Source organism: Rhizobacter sp. P1_G5 (assembly GCF_056405435.1).
Map to the genome: position 1 here is coordinate 1 of NZ_JBFUCB010000693.1, position 3,011 is coordinate 3,011.

General features: G+C 72.3%; 2 protein-coding genes. Both read right to left on the reverse strand.

The annotated features are described in order from the left end of the window. On the reverse strand, nt 1–2,730 hold a 2,730-nt coding region (locus AC1D12_RS29600), incomplete at its 3' end, for a type I polyketide synthase (protein WP_477844764.1). Further along, nucleotides 2,727–3,011: acyl carrier protein (locus AC1D12_RS29605; RefSeq protein WP_477844766.1), on the reverse strand; the 285-nt coding region annotated here is incomplete at its 5' end. The genes AC1D12_RS29600 and AC1D12_RS29605, both read right to left, overlap by 4 nt.

Below are 3,011 nucleotides of genomic sequence, written 5' to 3' on the forward strand. Positions count from 1 at the left end.
GCGGGGTTCGAAGCTTTGCCAATAGTGTTCGCGCTGGAACGGGTACGCCGGCAGCGTCGCCCGCGGCCGCGCGCCACCCTGCACCGCGGCCCAGTCCGGCCGCACGCCGCGCACGAACAGCTGGCCCAGGCTGTCGAGCAGCGACACCACGTCGTCGCGCCCCTTGCGCAGCGACGGGATCCACGCGCTGTCGGGCATCACGCTGCCACGCTGCGCCATGTTCAGCAGCGTCGGCTGCGGGCCGACCTCGATGAAGACGCGCAAGCCGTCGGCCTGCAGCGCGGCGATCGAATCGCCGAAGCGCACAGCGTCGCGCACATGGCGGCGCCAGTAGCCCGGTTGACAGACCTCGTCACCCGCCAACCGGCCGGTCACGTTCGACGCCAGCACCAGCTGCGGCGCACGGAACTCCACCTGCGACGCGACCGCCTCGAACGCATCGAGCATCGGCTCCATCAGCGGCGAGTGGAAGGCGTGCGAGACCTTCAGCCGCTGCGCCTCGATGCCGGCGACCGCGAGCCGCTCCAGCGCCGCGTCGACCGCGTCGGCACGGCCGGAGATCACGGTGTTCTGCGGGCCGTTCGCCGCGGCGATGGCGAGCACGGAGGCATCCCGCGCGATCGCGGCGCGCACGGTGGCCTCGTCGGTGAAGACCGCCGCCATCGCGCCATCGCGCGGCAGCGCGCTCATCAGCCGGCCCCGTTCGACGATCAGCTTCAGCCCGTCCGCGAGGCTGAACACGCCGGCCACGCAGGCCGCGACGTACTCGCCGACGCTGTGGCCCATCACCGCGGTCGGCTTGACGCCCCACGATTGCCACAGCTGCGCGAGCGCGTACTCGATCGCGAACAGCGCCGGCTGCGTGAACGCGGTGTCGTCGAGCCGTTCGGCGTCGTTCCACATCACGTCGAGCAGGCCGAGGCCGAGCAGGGGTGCCGTGATGCGTTCGCACTCGTCGAGCGCGGCGCGGAACACCGGCTCGGCGTCGTACAGCGCGCGGCCCATGCCGGCAACCTGCGCGCCCTGGCCGGTGAACAGGAACACGAGTTCCGGCGCCGTGCCGCCGACGGCGCGGCCGCGCGAGGCGCCGGCGGTCGGCGCGCCGGCGATGAATTCGCCGAGCCGTGCCTTCAAGGCGTCGGCGCTGTCGGCAACCACCGCCAGCCGCTCGATGAACGGCGAACGGCCGAGCGCGAGCGTCGCGGCGATCTGGTCGAGTGGCGCCGTGCCGGCCGCATCGGCCAGGCGGCGGGCGGCAGCTTCGAGTGCGGCGGGCGTCTGCGCGCTCAGCACAATGAGCTGCTGCGCCTGCGCGGGCAAGACCGCTGGCACGGCGGGCGGCGCCTCTTCCAGGATCACATGCGCATTCGTGCCGCTGAACCCGAACGAGCTGACGCTCGCGCGCCGCGGCCGGCCGGCATCGGGCCACGGCGTCGGCACGGTCGGCACCGTGATCGGCATCTCGTCCCAGGCGATCAGGTGGTTCGGCCGCTTCAGGTGCAGGTGCGGCGGGATCGTGCGGTGCTGCAGCGCCAGCGCGACCTTGATGACGCCGGCCACGCCGGCGGCCGCTTCCAGGTGGCCGATGTTGGTCTTCACCGAACCGATCATCAGCGGCGTGTCGGCCGGTCGCTGGCCGTAGACCTGGTGCAGCGCCTTGACCTCGATCGGGTCGCCGAGCGGCGTGCCGGTGCCGTGCGCCTCGACGTAGCTGATCTCGTCGGGTTTCACGCGCGCGTTGGCGAGCGCGGCRCGGATCACCGCCTCCTGCGCGGTGCCGTTCGGTGCGGTCAGGCCGCTGCTGCGGCCGTCCTGGTTCAGCGCCGAGCCGCGCACCAGCGCGATCACGCGGTCGCCGTCGCGCTGCGCATCGGACAGCCGCTTCAGCACGACGACGCCGCAGCCCTCGCCACGCACATAGCCGTCGGCCGCGTCGTCGAAGGTCTTGCAGCGGCCGTCGAACGACATCATGCGGGCGCGCGAGGTCAGGATCGAGCCGTCGGCCGTCAGCGTGAGGTTCACGCCGCCGGCGAGCGCGAGGTCGGCTTCGCCGCTGCGCAGGCTCTGCACCGCCCAGTGGATCGCGACCAGCGACGACGAGCACGCGGTGTCGATCGCGACGTTGGGCCCGTGCAGCCCGAGGAAGTACGACAGCCGCCCGGCCGCCACGCTGTGCGCGGTGCCCGAGGGCGTATAGGCATCGCCGAAGCGCGAGCCGATCGCCTCGGACAGCTGGTTCGCATAGTCGTGCGTCGTGATGCCCATGTAGACGGCGGTCTGGCTGCCGGCCAGCGACGACGGCGCGATGCCGGCGTGTTCGAGCGACTCCCAGGTCACCTCCAGCAGCAGCCGCTGCTGCGGGTCGAGGCTGACGGCCTCGCGCGGCGAGATGCCGAAGAAGTGCGCGTCGAAGCGATCGACGTCCTTCACGAAGCCGCCCCAGCGGGTGTAGCTCTTGCCGGGCACGTCGGGGTCGGCGTCGAAGCAGGCGTCGGCATCCCAGCGCTCCTTCGGCACCTCGGTGACGCCGTCGGTGCCGCTCTCGAGGAAGCGCCAGAACGCGTCGGGCGTGTCGCCGTCGCCGGGGAAGCGGCAGCCGATGCCGACGATCGCGATCGGCTCGTGGCGCGACTGCTCGACGGCCTTCAGCCTCGCCTCGAGCTGGTCGATGGCCTGCAGCGAGCGCTTCAGCAGCGCGGCGTAGTCGGGGGTCTGCCGGGTGTCGGTCACGGAGTCTCCTGGATGCCGATGCCGTCGAGGCGTCGCATCAGCTGCATCGCGAGTTCATCTTCGGACAGCGCATCGAGGCTGTCCGCGGGTGGGGGTGCCGACACCGCGGCGGGCGCCGCGGCAGCGGCCGGCTCGAACTGGTCCGCGAACACCTCGCTCGCCAGGTGCTCGGTCAGCGCCGCGACCGACGGGTGGTCGAAGGTCACCGTCGCGGCCAGCGTGCGGCCGACACTCTTGCCGAGCAGGTTGCGCAGCTCCACCGCCATCAGCGAATCGAGGCC